Source organism: Bacillus cereus (assembly GCF_002567495.1).
In the GTDB taxonomy this organism is placed as follows: Bacteria; Bacillota; Bacilli; order Bacillales; family Bacillaceae_G; genus Bacillus_A; species Bacillus_A cereus_AQ.
Genome location: NZ_NVAP01000014.1, coordinates 1 through 15,632, shown reverse-complemented (window position 1 = coordinate 15,632; position 15,632 = coordinate 1). Strand labels below are relative to the sequence as shown.

Genomic DNA, 15,632 nt, shown 5'->3' with positions numbered 1-15,632 from the left:
AAAATCCCCTTCAAAAAAAGAAAGGCGCCTAAGCACCTTTCTTTTGTAATTCACTTGATTCATTTGATTTATAGAAGAAGAAACCGAGAATCCCGCCAATACATGATGGAATTAACCATCCGATTCCTTCTTTATATAACGGTAACATTTGTAGCACATTAGAAATTGCGTCAATTTTAATTTTCGCACTTTCTAAACCGTTAAAGAAACTAATTAACAATGCACCTAAAATAGCTCCAATATAAATTGTATTACGCTTCCCAATCCATTTATGGAAATACGAAAGTACGATTAATACAATTGCAACTGGATAAATGATCATTAACACTGGTAAAGTAACTGCGATTAATTGTGTTAAACCTAAGTTAGATACAATTAAACTAAACACACATACCATTGTTACAATCGTTTTATGCGAAAGTTTTGGGAATAGGTTTGTAAAGAAGCCCGCACAAGCTGATGTTAACCCAACAGAAGTTGTTAAACAAGCGAGTATAATAACAAGTCCTAATAAAACTTTACCACTCGTCCCATATAGCTCATTTACAACATTCGTTAAAATAAGACCACCGTTTTCTGAGACACCAAGTGATGTACTTGTTGAACCAAGATAAGCAAGTGATAAATAGATTAACGTTAAACCAAGTACAGCAATAATACCTGATACGACTGTTATTTTTGCAATTTGACTACTCTCTTTTATCCCTTTAGAGCGAATAACTTGTACAACGACAATTCCAAATACGAGAGCACTAATTGCATCCATCGTTAAATACCCTTGAATAAATCCACCAAAGAAAGCATTTTCTTGGTAAGCAGCTAGTGGAGCAGCCGGCTCTCCAATTGGATCAATAATTGCCTTTCCGACAATAACAGCAACAATTAATACCAATAGTGGCGTAAGAAATTTTCCAAACCAATCCACTAATTTAGATGGATTTAATGATAAATACCACGTTATTCCGAAGAAAACTAAAGTGAAAAGAAATAGCATGTACCACTCTGAAACCATTGCCTCTGATAAAAACGGCTTCATACCCATTTCAAACGAAACGGCTCCAGTACGCGGAATCGCGAAAAATGGTCCAATTGCTAAATAACTAATCAATGGGAAAATAAACGCAAATATAGGGTGGACTCTAGAAGATAGCGCTTTCAAGTCCCCCTCTACAAACGCGACAGCTGTTACAGCTAATAGGGGTAATCCGACTCCCGTTACAAGGAATCCTATCGTAGCAATCCAAACATTCTCTCCTGCTTGTTGACCTAAAACTGGCGGGAAAATTAAATTTCCTGCTCCTAAAAATAATGCAAATAGCATTAAACCAATTGCTACCGTATCACCTGGCCTCAATCGTCCCTTCATACTTTTCATTTGCATAGCACTTTTTCATTGTTTATCTCTATTTTCACAATATGCTATGCATCCTCCTCTCTGCTCAAGATGATAAAATATGCCCCTTACAAAGCAGTGTCTTTCTCCATAATTTCTCCATTCCCCTTATTATTACTCTAATCATTAATACAATTGTTATTTTTAATTTTTGATTTTTTTGAATTTTTAAATCATTAGAGTGTTATTACGTGGAGTATAGTTGTCAGACCTCTTTGTTTTTATCACACATATAGTAACATATTTACTTGAAAAATAAAAACATATTTTCAAATTGATTTTTTTGAAAATCAAAATTATCTACATTTTATATTCTTTCACACAAATGTTATTTGTGCACTAGACTCATTCTATACTATTATTTTCAAATAACTTCAAAAGCCATCTAACATAATTTAGACGGCTTTTGCATGTTACTCTATCGTTTCTACTTCACGTGGATTATTCATCTCTTCTACATACACAACTCTAAATCCATGATCTTCTAAATCTTTTTGAAGTGTTTCTAATTCACCATCTACAAACTCTTCTCCTAATGTAAACATAATTCTACGAACTAATAGAGCATCATTATCAAAAGTCATCAAACTTTGAATACCAGTGTATTTCTTTAAAACTGTCGATAACTTTTGGATTGCTCCATTATAGTCTTGCGTTCCAATCATGACAGAGTATTTACTAGAGTGAACGCCCCATGCATCCTCTAATAACTCAAAAACTTTTTTATGCGTTAAAATTCCAAGGAAAATTCCTTTTTCGTCAACTACTGATAAATAAGGCAATTTTTTTATTGTAAAAAATACTTTGAAGAAAGATGAATCCTCTCTCACAAACCCTTCTTTATCGTTCAATAATTGTATTATACTCTCGTCAAGTGATCCTTTATATTCTAAAATATCTACTTTATATATATTCCCTAAAAATTTCTCTTTTTTTTCATCTAAAACTGGTACACAACGATACCCCGTTTTATTTAAATGCTCTAGTGCTTCTCCTATCGTAATCGAACTTGAGCACAGTAAAACTTCCCTTTTCGGCACGTAATTCCCTTTAATCCTCATAAAAAGCCTCCTTATGTTAAAATACTTTCTGTGCCATAACTATATTATATTTTCAGAAAAAAATAAATGATTTATTTTATTTTTCTGAAAATTATTCATTTTCTTGTCATAATTTATTCATGAATCCTTCACTTGCACTTTCTTCAGCATCAAAAACCCTCCCTCTGAATTCTGAATTACTTTAATGTATCATTGTACGGACCTAATTGTTTTTTAGAAAAGTAATGATTTGTTTCCTTACTTTTCATTAACATATTTCCTTTTATAATTAAAAAATAGGTAGCGATTAGAAAGTAAATCATCCCCAATAACCAATCCAAATTTGTAGCCAGATTGTGTAAAAGAATATATCTCATATATACATAACCAATCGGAACATGTAGTAATACAACCGCACCTAATCCCGGATTGTATATTGTTTTAGCTTTTATATTCGCAAAAATACCATGCCATATGAATTGAAAAAATCCCATTAAAATAGGTGCCAATCCAAGCCATATTATATTTTGAAAGAAAACTGGCAGTAAATAAAAAACATACGCAATCAAAATATTTATTACCATAGCAGATTGCATATTTAATGGATAGCGATCTGGTATATCACTTTTAAATATAACTACATTAAATAGACCAGCAAAATAACCTGGCCAACGATACTCTTCAAATTGATGCACTAAAATGGCCACAAAACTTAACACTAACAGTACTTTTATTTCACTCATTTCTCCCAAATTCGCGACTAAACAAACAGCCACAACAATAGCCACAACTAGCCCTATATCATACCAATGCTTTCTAAAGAAACTAACCATCTCTATCACCCACTATCTCAATTTTTCTAAAAATAGCGTTCAAATAGGAAATCAATCTGTTTTTCTATAGGCAGTACTCTTATATCTGCACCTGATTCGAGAATTGGCATCATTAATGTTGGAAGAAAAATGGATCCAAATATTTGCACTGTCATCATCATTAAAATTTCCTGATCCGTTTCATTTGTTATTTCACTCAAAATATTCTTCACTTTACTAAAACCTAGCCTCTTCAAAAAATCCCCATATTCGTATTGAGATGTAAATACCGTAGTTCCCATTGCAATTATCTTCCTAACTAACTCAGGATATTGCCGAATTACTAGTACATAATCCAATAAAAATATTTTCAATCTTTCTTTTGCTGGCACTGTAATATTATCTAAAATAGAAAAAGTACCTTGAAAGCTAATTAATAAGACTTTAATCGTCTCACTAATCAACTTTTCTTTTGAACCAAAATGGTAATTTACAAGCGCAATATTTACATCTGACAATGCTGCAATTTTCCTTATCGTTACCCTTTCAAAACCTTCTTTTTTAATTAATTCCAATGTTGTATTTAAAATCTTTTCTTTCGTTGATACGTTTTCATTCCCCCCCAATTTATCTCCCCCTCTAGAATTTATTAGTTAAACAACGATTTAAACATTGTTTAATTTAATCGTATCACTTTCCAATTTAAAAAATCTATTTAATCCTTTCGACATTTCCCTACATTTCTCTTCATTCCATACAAAAAGCGTGAAAATGCTAAACTGTTCACGCTTTTTGTATTTGCACTGCTACATATTATTTTCTACTTTATATTCCACACATAAAATAGATTTCTAAAAACAATTTAAAACTATCCATATGTCATTGCGTAAAGAAAAATATATTGTAACTTGCTCCAAAAACGGATAAAATAAGAATAAGAATTTTCTGAATATTCAAAGAGTGGGTGATTATATGTCTTTGTTACGCTCGCATATATGCAAATTTATGATTGGTGTCATTGTTATTTTTGTCATAAGTCCTATTCCAGCTCTTTTTATTACACACAATTACTCTTATCAAAATGGATTTATTAGTATTTTTCAAAACTTCGCACAGCTTTCTTCTATATCAATTCCAAAGGTTGATTGGATGCATGAATCTATCTTTTTCACAGCAAACCAAATGATACATACTTCTAATCATTCAACACCATTATTCCCTTACATATGGGAGCTATATTTTATATCGATTGTTCGTTTTACTTTTACCCTTGCGATTGGATTCTTCATCAGTTTAGGTATCGGCCATTTATTTTTCAAAGTACCTAGATCATTTAAAAAGTTTACTACTGTATTGAATTGGATACCTTACTCTTTTTGTACTGTAGTATTACAATGTTCAGTCTTATTACTACTTCTATACGTCGCACAATTTATAAACCTTCCTTACTACTCATCTTTTATCATCGTATGTAGTACTTCCATGATTATCGTTATGCAAGCAATAAAAAAATGGATTCCTTTCTTAAAAAACACAAATGCATATGAAATAAAACATGATTCTTTTCTTGTAGATACATTGTTTTTGGCGCTTACTTCGAATCATAAATCAATTTTAGGTTCCATTATTCTTTCATTCGTTTTTATGGAATGCGTTTTTCATGCAAATGGACTGTTGCAATTTATCGTTCAATTTGGCGGAAATTCACCCATAATTGTTACAATCGGCTTATTACTACTCTATATCCCATATAGTATACTTTCTTTCCTTCAAACACTATGGACCACAAACTACGCCAAACAACAGTCATACACTTTAACGAGAAGTATTCCAAAACCTTAATTTGAAATAACCCTCTATAATCTAAAAGTAGGGGGTTATTCCTTTTGTATAGCGGACAAAATAACAGCAAATTCAAAAACTACTACAGAAACATACCAATATTTACCCTTTTTCTTTGACTATTCTTTTCGTTTGGATTTATTATAAAAGTATAACATAATCACAGGAGGTGACATCTTTATTCCAAACTAGGGAATAGAGAACACACTTGGACATATTAAATATTTTTCTCATCTTTGTACTTATTCTTATTTCGGGCTTTTTCGTTGCATCAGAATTCGCTGTTGTAAAAGTACGAAAAAGCCGAATTGACCAACTTGCAAATGAAGGTAATAAACAAGCTTTAGCTGCAAGAAGTGTTCTATCTAATTTAGATGTTTATTTATCAGCTTGTCAGCTCGGGATTACGATCACTTCTTTAGGGCTTGGTTGGCTTGGTGAACCGACTGTGGAACATATACTGCGACCGCTCTTTGAAAAAATTAATATTACTGGAACAATGGCTAACACTTTATCTTTTGTTATTGCTTTTAGTGTTATTACATTTTTCCACGTTGTATTAGGTGAATTAGTTCCAAAGTCTTTCGCGATTCAAAAAGCAGAAGCAATCACACTCAAATTTGCAAGACCACTTATTTTATTTGATAAAATTATGTATCCATTCATTTGGCTACTTAATAGTACAGCTATATTTTTCACAAAGTTACTCGGATTAGAGCCTGCGAAAGAAAATGAACTTGCTCATTCTGAAGAAGAATTACGCCTCATTTTAGGTGAAAGTTTTAAAAGTGGCGAAATAAACCAAACCGAATATAAATATGTAAATAACATCTTTGAATTTGATGATCGAGTTGCGAAAGAAATTATGGTTCCTCGTACCGAAATGATTTGCTTATCTACCGAAAATACGTTAGAAGAAAATATGGATATCGTCGCAACTGAAAAATATACACGCTATCCAATCATTGAAAAAGATAAAGATGATATCATCGGGATGATAAATACGAAAGAAGTATTCCACGATCAAACAAAAGGTATTTACAAACCACTTGAATCTTATATACATCCTGTTCTAACTGTATTTGAAACAGTTCCAATTCGTAAAACGTTAGTCCATCTTCAAAAAAATCGCGTTCAGATGGCAATCGTTATGGATGAATATGGTGGCACTGCCGGTCTTTTAACGATGGAAGATATTCTTGAAGAAATTATTGGAGAAATTCAAGATGAATTCGATGCGGACGAATCACCTATGATTGAAAAGCGTACACCTAAGCTTACTGTTCTAGATGGAAAGGTGCTCATTTCTGAAGTAAATGATATGTTTGGCCTACATATTGATGATAGTGATTTAGATACAATCGGAGGCTGGCTTCTCTCTCAAGCAGTTGACTTAAATATTGAAGCTGGTTACTCCATCGAATATGCTGGTTTTCAATTTAAAGTATTAGAACTTGATGGACATCAAGTCAAAAAAGTTGCAGTACATAAATTAGATATTAAAAAGGAGTTATAAAGTGACTGTTTTATTAACAATTTGTATCATTGCCTGTTTCATTGTTTCATTTCTCGCCTTTATTTATCCAATTATCCCTGGCATACTAGCTGTCTGGGCTGGATATTTGATTTACCATTTCGGTATTAATGGAGGCGAATTAACAACTTCCTTTTGGATTATTCAAGTCATTTTCACTCTTTTCATTTTTGTTGCTGATTTTATTGCAAATGGATATTTCTTAAAAAAATACGGTAGTTCTAAATGGGGCGAACGTGTCGGGATGATTTCTATCATTGTCGGATCGTTCTTCTTCCCACCATTCGGACTTATTATCATACCGTTCTTATCGGTATTTATAACAGAACTAGTGCATAAAAAAGCGCCAAAAGATGCCTTTCTAGTTGGAGTTGCTACTGTAGTTGGTTTTTTAAGCAGTACAGTAGCGAAAGCAATTCTCCAAATCATTATGATTATCATCTTCCTATGTTATATCATCTTTTAACCATCCCGACTTCGGGATGGTTTTTTAATACGCAATACCTACTCGACTATTTTCATATATGTTTTTATTACATAACTCCCAAGCAAAGTGTGCTGTATCACCTACTGTAATTTTCGATCCACCTTCTGGCAATATATCTTTTTCAGTTCGATATACCTCTATCGCCTCACCGTCTATTAAATGTGTCGGACAAACAACTGTCCAACATAAATTATTACTATTACTTAGCACCTTATATGCAGCCAAATGATCTTCTGCTGCCGTTGTCGTTTTCCGTTTTGATTCCGTTGATTGGAAACGATATAAATTCGGATTTGTTCTTGCTTGTAAAATACCGGCTGTTCCTATTATAATGATTTTCTGAACACCCTCTTCTTCCATATGTTTTATTATGTTTGGCATACTCTTCTTCAGTGTCTCATTCCGATCAGTTCCAAGTGCACTAATTACAATATCACAACCTTTTACCGCTTCTTTTATATCATTTCCGTTTAATACGTTTCCTTCTATAACTTGTAACCTTTCGTGCTTTATTGTCATCTTATCCAAATCACGAACTAACGCAGTCACTTCCACTGAATCCTTTAATGCTAATTTTATTATGTTCAAACCTACTCGACCTGTTGCTCCTAATATACATACTTTCATTTGTTTTCCTCCTCTTTCATTCTCTCTCTATTTTTCAATAATCTCAGTTAATTTACAATCAAAAAGCTTCCTCATATATAAGAGGAAGCTTTATTATTACTTTATTTCTTTTCTTTAGAATCAGTAGATTTCTCAGTGCCGCTTGTTTCTTTATCCTTTTTGTCCTCTTGTTGTGTTGTTGTGTCGTCTTCTTTCTTCTTGTCATCACCTTTACTACAACCTACCATTAATAAAGAACTTGCAAGTGCCATAGCAGTTATTGATTTAACCCATTTGTTCATTTGCGTTTCCTCCTTGTGATAGAATATGTACAACCTCATATTACTCTCTATTTTTAAAGGAGAGATTGAAAAACAGTAAATATACGGTAAATTTTTGTAAATTTCCCGATAACAAAAACCAATTTTAATTTATATATTCCATTTCCAATCGATACACAATGAAACTAGTTTTCTTCTCTAAATGGACGTAAAAAAACTAAGGCGCATACCATTCCGCCTTAGTTTCTCATGCAAACTTTTCATTTTCATATGGATGTGTAATCTTATATTCCTTCTTCATAACATATTGCCACACATTATAAGCGTAACGGTTCATTTTCAGGAAACAGTTTTCCAAAAATGAGCGAAACTCCGGATTAGCAACTTCCACTGCAACTTGAGCAAACTTTAGAGCTAATCGTTTCAAGTGCGCAATATAACAGGTTGCAATATGAATATCCCCTGTATATTTACTATCTATTTCCTTTTCCATTTCATACAAATCAAACTCCGTTGTTTCACAAGTTATATGCTGCACATTCTCTCCTTCTTGAAAATTCACTTGTTCATTATATGCTTGTAACATATAAGGTAAATGGTGCTGTAATAGATTTTTTAATTCTTCGTCTCTGACCTTTCCAGCATACTCTCCAACCTTGTATATTAGCATATAACTATATCTCATTAATTCTTTCATACAGTCCATTAAAGTACCTCCCTTCTCTTTTGTCCATATGCTATAAATATGATGCTAATACATTCGCTATTCTTGCTAAAAACCAATCCCATCTACTAATTTTCTCAAAATCTTCTTCAGAAAATCGTTTTGATTTATGAAAGTCTACCTGTAATCGACTCCATACTTCATCAACAACTGTTTTATCATATATGATACAGTTAGACTCGCAATTTAAATAAAAACTTCTATTATCAAAATTCGCTGTTCCAATATCAACAATTTCTCCATCAATGATTGTTACTTTCCCGTGAAAAAATCCATTTCGATATTGATAAATCTCCGCTCCAGCATGTAACATATCTTTCAAATATGGATAGGCAGCTTGTTTTAACAATACGGCATCACTTTTAAATGGCACGAGAATTTTCACATTAACCCCACGATTTAGTGCCCCTTTTAACTCTTTCACCATTTCTTTACTGGGTACAAAATATGGTGTAGCGATAATTAAAGACTTTTTAGCCTTCTTTAAAAGTGCCCCATACTTTTCCCATAAACCTTTTCCATTTGAAAATAAATATTGATATTTTACATTTCCTACTGTAGGTAAACTTTCATGTACAGGCATTTTTTCTCCTGTATCTTCTTTCCAATCTTCAGTAAACTTTCTTTCCATATCCGCTGCACCATCTCCACGGATGCGCACGTGATAATCACGCCATGGCCCAAACTTCGGATCTTGTCCAAGGTACTCCTTTCCGATGTTAAAGCCACCGACGTATGATACTTTTCCATCTATCGTAACAATACGTCTATGATTCCGTTGATGCAAAGAATAGAACATATTTTTCAGTTTCGGTTTTTTACTAAATGTAAACTTCACACCGTTTTCCTTTAATCGGCTAATTACCTTTTTCTTCAGCTTATATCCACCTATCCGGTCAACTGACAATTTCACTTCTACTCCGCCAGATGCTTTTTTCTCTAATAACTGTAAAAACTCTTGGCTTATTTCATCTTTTCCTACAATATAAAAATGGATATATATATACTTTTCTGCATCGTTTATATCCTCAAATAATTTTCTATATAACTCTTCACCGTTCGTATATAGTTGAAATTCACCTAATCGAACTTGCCCTAATTCATTTTCACTAGCCATTTTCTTCCCCATTTCCACATCGATGTTCATCCAAATGAATACACCTATTAAACAAAGGATTACAGCGAAAAAGTGCTTCATGGATAAATTCCTTTCTCCACTTACTGTTATTTCTATATCTTCCCTTTTTTATTACATTATCATTCAAGAAAATATGTCATTGCATGATATATGTCCATATCAAACGATAGCTCATTTGCATATTGTATGTTGTATCTTAAAATAAAAGGAGGAAATAACAATGGGCTTCGCACATGGTAATGGATTTGCGCTATTAGTCGTATTATTTATCCTCTTAATCATCGTCGGTGCTGCTTGCTTCTGCTAAGTAGTTATTGTCATATGATATGTGGATGAAAAAACTATAAAAGCGGACACCTATTTTTAGGTGTCCGCTTTTCATTTCAAAACCATTTCCGCCTGTTATAGTAACTTAAATGGCTAAATATTCATCTCAAAAAGTTAGCAATGTGGCTACTTTCTTACTCTCTGCCTTACGTATATGACGCTGTTCCGCACGTAACACAGCAATACGATGTAATTCTTTCTCTTCTTCTGTTTCAGGGATAACACGCGGTACAGGAACTGGATTATTTTCCTTACTAAGTGCAACAAAAGTAACAAACGACGTTGCCGCTATACGCTTCTCACCTGAAATTAAATCTTCAGCCACTACCTTCACAAACACTTCCATCGACGTTCTTCCCGTCCAAATTACGAAAGATTCATAACTAACACAATCTGAAGAACGAACAGGATGTAAGAAATCTACCCAATCCATAGATGCTGTGACACATTCCTTTCTCGAGTGTCTGGATGCTGAAATAGAAGCAACCATATCCATCTCCGCTAATATCTTTCCACCAAAAAGCGTGTTATGATCATTTAAATCTGTTGGGAATACTCGGCTCGTTTTGAACACTCTTGACTCATTGGCAGTTTTTCCTTGTACTTCCGTCATTGTTAGCACCCCTTTAATGATTTATCCCTAATATTTCAATAACCACTATACGAAATGAACTACACGTTTAATATTAACAACATTCAGAACTTTTAGTCCACAAAAAAGAACCGATCTTATCAATCGGCTCCTCTAAATACATATTGTTCTTTTGGCTGTTCAACTTTATTCCATTTTGTTATTTCTAATACAGGAATATTCGCATGAAATGGCTGATAAAACTCAGTAGTTATCTCTCCTTCTACTTGAATCCAGTCATCATTATTCCACTCTACACCTTCTGGTTTTTTCACTAACATACCATATACACCAGAATCCGCTACGCAATGTATAATACCGAAACGGAATAAGAAATATTGTTCTTTTTTAGAAGAATCATCTTTAAAAACAAACCCTTTAAAAGATAATTTTTTCCCAGTAAACTCGCCAGGATAATTATAAATTGTTTCCATGCCCTTAAGGAAGTTTTCATCATTTAAAGTAACACTATCTTTCGTCACAAACTCTTTCTTCCCTTTTTCCATTACACCGCGGTATCCTTCTTTTCCGTAATAAATGCTCGTATCAGGTCTTAGAAATTGCCTTGTCATAAATGGATCTTTACTTTCTGCTTGCGCAACAGGAAAATGAAACCCTTTCGCCTTAACAATATCTGAATCTAACGTTGCAATCGGGAGAAATAAGCCTGAGACAATTGGAAAACAGAACAATGTGTACGAAAATGCTTTTTTCCACCATGTATTTTCATCTTTCGAATGATCATGGCCGCAGTGACTATGATCACAACTGCAATCATTTTTCTCTTTTTCCTTTTGGTGTTCTTTCTGGAAAACGACAATAATTTGTACAATCGTTAAGAAACCTAAAATAATTGCTGCTGTTGTTGATAAATAAGCATACTTCATATTGATATACTTCGTAATGTTACCGGAAATATGAAGCTGCGCAATTAATATTGTAAAACCTAATAATATATATGCTCGAAACATAACCTACCACCCCATCGCATAAATGAGTAGTGAGCTTGCATAAACAACAAGAGTAACTGTAACTGTAACGACAATTACAAATTTTGTTTTAAATGTCGCAAGCATCATAAACATATTTTTAATATCCACCATCGGTCCGTAAACTAGGAACGCGACAAGTGAAGCTGTTGAAAACGTACTTTGGAACGAAGAAGCGATAAATGCATCTGCCTCTGAACAAAGTGATAAAATGTAAGCAAGCCCCATCATAACAGCTGATGAAGAAAACGGACCTTGTCCAATAGCAAGAAGTGTTGAAGTTTGTACAAACGTTTGTACCGCTGCTGCAATTAACGCACCTAGTACTAAATATTTTCCCATTGAGAAGAATTCCTCAACAGCGTGTGTACATACATCCCACATTTTTTTACGTAATGGACGCTTATTATTCACTTCTGGGAAGTGATCATCTCTTAATTGATGTTCTTTAAACATAAAGGATAATATAATTCCAACGATAATGGCTACGATAATCGCTACAATAGAACGATACCATACCATGTGCATACTACTCCCAAAGGCAACATAAGTAGCAAATAATACAACTGGATTAATAATAGGTCCAGTTAACATAAATGCAATCCCTGCGTATGGTGGAACGCCTTTTCCGATTAAACGTCTTACAATCGGAACAATTCCACATTCACAACCTGGAAATAACATCCCTAAAAAAGTAGCTAATAAAACAGACAGAAATCGGTTCTTCGGCATCCATTTTGCCACCATATCTTCTGTCACGAACATTTGAATGAATCCTGAAATAAATACACCAATTAGCACAAACGGAAGTGCTTCTATTAATATTGAGATAAAAATTGTATTCATTTGCAGGAATGCTTTCGGTAATTGAAACAATTCCATGATGTATTTCCTCCAACTTTTCATTAACAATATGTAATTTTAACCCTATTTTATTAATTGGACAAGGTTTATATGGACTACATACCCTTCATATACATTACATTGTGCAAGTTATATTCTACTCCAAATTTGAGATTTCATAGCAAAAAAGCTGCTCTAGCGCAGTTGTATAACTATGCTAGAGCAGCTTTCTTATCGTTAAAAGTAACGTTTCTTCCAAAAAACAAAAGCTAACGTGAAAGATAGTGTTACACATATGATGAGTACAATGACAAAGCCGTGGGCTTCCCCTTCAAACGGAACCTTTACGTTCATTCCAAAGAAACTAGAAACCATCGTCGGTAACGATAATATGATCGTAATAGACGTTAAGAGTTTCATAACACTATTTAAATTATTTGATATAACGGAGCTAAAAGTATTCATCATTCCACTTAAAATGTGACTATATATTTCCGCCATTTCAATAGCCTGTTTATTTTCAATTAATACATCTTCTAATAAATCTTGATCGTCTTCATACATTTTTAAAAATGTACTATTACGCATTAACTTTTGAATTACAATTTTATTAGCCTTTAATGACGTTGTAAAGTATACTAAACTTTTCTCAAGGCCTAATAATGTGAAAATCTCTTTATTTTTCATTGACTGATTTAATTGATGCTCTAAATCAATTGTTTTTCGATTTATTTGCTTTAAGTATCTTAAATAATAAGTAGAAATCGTATATAAGAGCTGAAGTGCAAAGCGCGTCTTCTTAAACGTATAAAATTCTTTAATACGTTGATTAATAAAACGTTCAAAAATCGGATTTTCTTCTAAGCAGATTGTAACAAAACAATCCGGCATAACAATCATACCTATTGGAATCGTGTCATAAATCGAATTTCCTTCTTCGTCATGTCTAACTGTCGGAATATCCACGATAATTAAAGTATTATTGTCTTCCTTTTCAATACGAGAGCGTTCTTCATCATCCAAAGGGTCTTTAATGAAATCTAAGTCTACATTTAAAGTTTGTACTAGATATTGAATTTCTTCTTCTGTTGGATGAAGTACATTAATCCAGCACCCCTTTTGCATTTTCTCAATCTCTTGTAGTTTTCCGTTTCGGTCTGTTAAATAAATATTTAACATACTATCACCCCGATTCTTTTTACATGTAGGAATCTACCTCTCTTACATAACAGTTTTTAAACCGCCATTCTCAGCATATGAAACATACGTTTAAATTTCAATAGAAAAGTTATTTTGAAAACGTTTTTATAAAAAAAAAAATTATAAAGTGAAACTTTAATCAATAGGGAGGCTTCATCCCCACTGATTATTAGCCCTCACCAATCGAGCTTTTACGAGCAGCCCGACCCCAACCTAACTTCTTTGCTTTCGCTGAATTTTGAGGTCGGGATCTTATAAACATAGAAAAAGACAGAGTGCTCTCTGCCTTAAAAGCTTATGTTGCCTTTATAACATATTTAGAAAGCATCCACAAGTTAAACCCGACTGAAATCGTATAACCCGCGTATGTTGAAATGATAAAACTTACATAATCGAAATACGGAAGCAATACAATATTTAAAACTATCTTCACAATAATTCCAATCACCAATCCTAGTACAGTCTTCTGCTGTTGATTGATTCCTTGTAGCATAGCAGCCGTTACTGTAAAAAGAGAAAATAGTATGCAAGCTGGAGCATAATACTGTAAAATGATTCTCCCCATCTCTGGATCATTTCCAGCACCAAATAAAAGGGTATATACCGGATTGGCTAACACCATCATTCCAATTGCCGCCGGTATCGTAATCGCTACTACTAATATATTCGTCCTCGTAAAATGTTTGTACAATAACTTCGTATTTCCTGCTGTATAAGCTTTCGTCATCTCTGGTACGAGAGACATACTAAAAGCAGTCGCAACGGATACCGGGATGAGCACAACCATTTGAACAAGACCAATTATCGCATTAATTTTTTCTGCTTCTCCTTGCATATACCCTATTTGTATAAGTAGTTTATTAATTGTAAATGTATCAATCGTCTGATACAACGGAATCGCTAAGCCCACCACAACAAAAGGAATAGAATATGTAAAAAGCTCCTTATATAATGAGAAAAAGGATTTTGTTGTTTGTGGTATACTTGCCATCTCTTTTTTCTTTAAGTGCCTTCTCCTTCTTATATAATACGCACTTAAAACAGTTAATCCACCTACAGCTCCCATAAATGCACCGAACGTCGAAATACCAACTGCTAACGAAACAGACGCTTTTAAAACATATAAAACGACAAAGCTTCCTATCAAAATGGTTAAGACGCGAAAAAATTGCTCCACAACTACACTTAATGCAGAAGGTCCCATTGACTGAAATCCTTGAAAAAATCCTCTTAACAAGCTCATTACTGGTACAAGTATTAACGCAAAACTTACAATTTGAATATTATTTGTGACCGCTGCTACACTATTTCCCGTTTGATCATTTCCATCGATTACAAGTTTAGCTAAATGTGGAGCTAGCATATATAAAGTAAAACACGAAATTACTCCCATTATAAACATGAACACAATTCCACTTTTCAATACTCTCTTAACCGTATGATAATCATTCAGTTGATCATATTTTGATACCATCTTTGAAACTGCTAGCGGTAATCCCATCGTTGCTATACTGAGCATGATGGTATAAGGACGATATGCATACGTGTATAGAACATACCCACTTGTACCGACCATCGCTGTAAATGGTATAATATATATAAACCCTAACATTTTTGATATCATCGTTGCCATCGTTAAAAATATCGTTCCACGTATAAACGGTGACCCTTTCATCACATTCCTCCGCTACGCTTTATTATTACACATTATGGACAACTCCTTTTTTTTAGAACCGAAACAAATAAAAAAAGCCAATGAATTATCATTGAAGTGAACCCCGAAAA

Annotated in this window: 17 protein-coding genes; 4 read left to right on the top strand and 13 right to left on the bottom strand. The window is 33.5% G+C overall.

Translation table 11 applies throughout. From position 1 onward, the window contains the following. Window positions 1-28 precede the first annotated feature (28 nt). The 4 genes from brnQ4 to COK05_RS06980 all read right to left on the bottom strand — a co-directional run bounded on the left by brnQ4 (window position 29) and on the right by COK05_RS06980 (window position 3,871). Complete coding sequence (gene brnQ4, locus COK05_RS06995) at window positions 29-1,366, bottom strand: branched-chain amino acid transport system II carrier protein BrnQ4 (protein ID WP_427272158.1); 1,338 nt, start codon at window positions 1,364-1,366, stop codon at window positions 29-31. 440 nt (window positions 1,367-1,806) lie between these two features. Further along, window positions 1,807-2,454 carry a cyclic di-AMP binding protein CbpA gene (gene cbpA / locus COK05_RS06990; RefSeq protein WP_098612000.1) on the bottom strand — a complete coding sequence of 216 codons (648 nt, stop codon included), beginning with the start codon at window positions 2,452-2,454 and terminating at the stop codon, window positions 1,807-1,809. A 176-nt stretch (window positions 2,455-2,630) separates the two neighbouring features. Next, the gene (locus tag COK05_RS06985) at window positions 2,631-3,275 is read right to left on the bottom strand and encodes an HXXEE domain-containing protein (protein ID WP_098611999.1); all 645 of its coding nucleotides are present in this window, start codon (window positions 3,273-3,275) and stop codon (window positions 2,631-2,633) included. Between the two features lie 17 nt (window positions 3,276-3,292). Beyond that, complete coding sequence (locus COK05_RS06980) at window positions 3,293-3,871, bottom strand: TetR/AcrR family transcriptional regulator (protein WP_098611998.1); 579 nt, start codon at window positions 3,869-3,871, stop codon at window positions 3,293-3,295. A gap of 346 nt (window positions 3,872-4,217) precedes the next feature. On the opposite strand from COK05_RS06980, the gene COK05_RS06975 reads away from it, so the two are divergent. The 3 genes from COK05_RS06975 to COK05_RS06965 all read left to right on the top strand — a co-directional run bounded on the left by COK05_RS06975 (window position 4,218) and on the right by COK05_RS06965 (window position 7,087). Further along, window positions 4,218-5,087 (top strand): hypothetical protein, encoded by an 870-nt coding sequence (locus tag COK05_RS06975; RefSeq protein WP_098611997.1) that lies wholly within the window; start codon window positions 4,218-4,220, stop codon window positions 5,085-5,087. 208 nt (window positions 5,088-5,295) lie between these two features. After that, window positions 5,296-6,603, top strand: coding sequence for a hemolysin family protein (locus COK05_RS06970; protein WP_023521750.1), 1,308 nt, complete (start codon window positions 5,296-5,298; stop codon window positions 6,601-6,603). A gap of 1 nt (window position 6,604) precedes the next feature. Next, window positions 6,605-7,087, top strand: a complete 483-nt coding sequence (locus COK05_RS06965; protein ID WP_000217334.1) for a DUF456 domain-containing protein — start codon at window positions 6,605-6,607, stop codon at window positions 7,085-7,087. A gap of 24 nt (window positions 7,088-7,111) precedes the next feature. Here COK05_RS06965 and COK05_RS06960 read toward each other — a convergent pair whose 3' ends face one another. The 4 genes from COK05_RS06960 to cls form a co-directional block, all read right to left on the bottom strand. Then, window positions 7,112-7,735: an NAD(P)-dependent oxidoreductase gene (locus COK05_RS06960; protein WP_098611996.1), complete on the bottom strand. Its 624-nt coding sequence runs from the start codon at window positions 7,733-7,735 to the stop codon at window positions 7,112-7,114. A 101-nt stretch (window positions 7,736-7,836) separates the two neighbouring features. Next, window positions 7,837-8,016: a hypothetical protein gene (locus COK05_RS06955; RefSeq protein WP_141538930.1), complete on the bottom strand. Its 180-nt coding sequence runs from the start codon at window positions 8,014-8,016 to the stop codon at window positions 7,837-7,839. 226 nt (window positions 8,017-8,242) lie between these two features. Further along, on the bottom strand, window positions 8,243-8,701 hold the full coding sequence (locus tag COK05_RS06950; RefSeq protein ID WP_098611994.1) for a spore coat protein: 459 nt from the start codon (window positions 8,699-8,701) through the stop codon (window positions 8,243-8,245). A 31-nt stretch (window positions 8,702-8,732) separates the two neighbouring features. Next, window positions 8,733-9,917, bottom strand: a complete 1,185-nt coding sequence (gene cls, locus COK05_RS06945) for a cardiolipin synthase (RefSeq protein ID WP_141538928.1) — start codon at window positions 9,915-9,917, stop codon at window positions 8,733-8,735. Window positions 9,918-10,077: 160 nt separating this feature from the next. Here cls and COK05_RS06940 point away from each other — a divergent pair, with 160 nt between their 5' ends. Further along, the gene (locus tag COK05_RS06940) at window positions 10,078-10,164 is read left to right on the top strand and encodes a YjcZ family sporulation protein (RefSeq protein WP_000505094.1); all 87 of its coding nucleotides are present in this window, start codon (window positions 10,078-10,080) and stop codon (window positions 10,162-10,164) included. 126 nt (window positions 10,165-10,290) lie between these two features. Here COK05_RS06940 and COK05_RS06935 read toward each other — a convergent pair whose 3' ends face one another. From COK05_RS06935 to COK05_RS06915, 5 genes are all read right to left on the bottom strand, one after another. Beyond that, a complete protein-coding gene (locus tag COK05_RS06935) occupies window positions 10,291-10,797 on the bottom strand; it encodes an acyl-CoA thioesterase (RefSeq protein WP_141538927.1) in 507 nt (168 codons plus the stop codon). A gap of 119 nt (window positions 10,798-10,916) precedes the next feature. After that, entirely contained in the window at window positions 10,917-11,786 is an 870-nt protein-coding gene (locus COK05_RS06930) for a TIGR03943 family putative permease subunit (RefSeq protein WP_098611992.1), read from the bottom strand. A 3-nt stretch (window positions 11,787-11,789) separates the two neighbouring features. Further along, window positions 11,790-12,686, bottom strand: a complete 897-nt coding sequence (locus COK05_RS06925; protein WP_098611991.1) for a permease — start codon at window positions 12,684-12,686, stop codon at window positions 11,790-11,792. A gap of 198 nt (window positions 12,687-12,884) precedes the next feature. Then, window positions 12,885-13,826: a magnesium transporter CorA family protein gene (locus COK05_RS06920; protein ID WP_098611990.1), complete on the bottom strand. Its 942-nt coding sequence runs from the start codon at window positions 13,824-13,826 to the stop codon at window positions 12,885-12,887. Window positions 13,827-14,142: 316 nt separating this feature from the next. Further along, on the bottom strand, window positions 14,143-15,522 hold the full coding sequence (locus COK05_RS06915; protein WP_098611989.1) for a putative polysaccharide biosynthesis protein: 1,380 nt from the start codon (window positions 15,520-15,522) through the stop codon (window positions 14,143-14,145). Window positions 15,523-15,632: the final 110 nt, after the last annotated feature.

Bases quoted from the DNA above. Each gene is read 5' to 3' on its own strand.
- brnQ4 (WP_427272158.1), bottom strand. From the start codon at position 1,366: ATGAAGGGACGATTGAGGCCAGGTGATACGGTAGCAATTGGTTTAATG.
- cbpA (WP_098612000.1), bottom strand. From the start codon at position 2,454: ATGAGGATTAAAGGGAATTACGTGCCGAAAAGGGAAGTTTTACTGTGC.
- COK05_RS06975 (WP_098611997.1), top strand. From the start codon at position 4,218: ATGTCTTTGTTACGCTCGCATATATGCAAATTTATGATTGGTGTCATT.
- COK05_RS06960 (WP_098611996.1), bottom strand. From the start codon at position 7,735: ATGAAAGTATGTATATTAGGAGCAACAGGTCGAGTAGGTTTGAACATA.
- COK05_RS06955 (WP_141538930.1), bottom strand. From the start codon at position 8,016: ATGAACAAATGGGTTAAATCAATAACTGCTATGGCACTTGCAAGTTCT.
- COK05_RS06950 (WP_098611994.1), bottom strand. From the start codon at position 8,701: ATGGACTGTATGAAAGAATTAATGAGATATAGTTATATGCTAATATAC.
- cls (WP_141538928.1), bottom strand. From the start codon at position 9,917: ATGAAGCACTTTTTCGCTGTAATCCTTTGTTTAATAGGTGTATTCATT.
- COK05_RS06940 (WP_000505094.1), top strand. From the start codon at position 10,078: ATGGGCTTCGCACATGGTAATGGATTTGCGCTATTAGTCGTATTATTT.
- COK05_RS06935 (WP_141538927.1), bottom strand. From the start codon at position 10,797: ATGACGGAAGTACAAGGAAAAACTGCCAATGAGTCAAGAGTGTTCAAA.
- COK05_RS06930 (WP_098611992.1), bottom strand. From the start codon at position 11,786: ATGTTTCGAGCATATATATTATTAGGTTTTACAATATTAATTGCGCAG.
- COK05_RS06925 (WP_098611991.1), bottom strand. From the start codon at position 12,686: ATGGAATTGTTTCAATTACCGAAAGCATTCCTGCAAATGAATACAATT.
- COK05_RS06920 (WP_098611990.1), bottom strand. From the start codon at position 13,826: ATGTTAAATATTTATTTAACAGACCGAAACGGAAAACTACAAGAGATT.
- COK05_RS06915 (WP_098611989.1), bottom strand. From the start codon at position 15,522: ATGAAAGGGTCACCGTTTATACGTGGAACGATATTTTTAACGATGGCA.